The following is a 414-nucleotide window of genomic DNA, read 5'->3' as shown; positions in this document are numbered from 1 at the left end:
CGGTTGCCCGCACACCGCTATCCGTGAAGATGCGTCGATGAATCTGGCCGCCGTAGAGGCGCTGAGCGAGAAATTCGGCAATCTGGATCTGATTTTTGTGGAAAGCGGCGGCGATAACCTGAGCGCCACCTTCAGCCCGGAATTAGCGGATCTGACGATCTATGTGATCGACGTTGCCGAAGGTGAGAAGATCCCGCGTAAGGGTGGCCCGGGGATCACCAAATCTGATTTTCTGGTGATCAATAAAACCGATCTGGCCCCTTACGTGGGCGCCTCGCTGGAGGTGATGGAGCGCGATACCCTACGCATGCGCGGCGAGCGTCCGTGGACGTTTAGTAATTTAAAATCCGGAGAGGGTCTGGAAAAAATTATCGCGTTTCTGGAAGAGAAAGGGATGCTGCGGGAGTAGAGAGT

Annotated in this window: 1 protein-coding gene; it reads left to right on the top strand. The window is 55.1% G+C overall.

The genetic code is table 11. From position 1 onward, the window contains the following. A partial coding sequence (ureG, locus tag FDW87_RS22055) for an urease accessory protein UreG (protein WP_252363067.1) occupies nt 1-409 on the top strand: 409 nt, incomplete at its 5' end. Nucleotides 410-414: the final 5 nt, after the last annotated feature.

Source organism: Citrobacter sp. wls826 (genome assembly GCF_005281245.1).
Classification (GTDB): Bacteria; Pseudomonadota; Gammaproteobacteria; order Enterobacterales; family Enterobacteriaceae; genus Citrobacter; species Citrobacter braakii.
The sequence above is the reverse complement of the archived record's forward strand: the minus strand, read 5'-3'. Positions and strand labels throughout refer to the sequence as shown.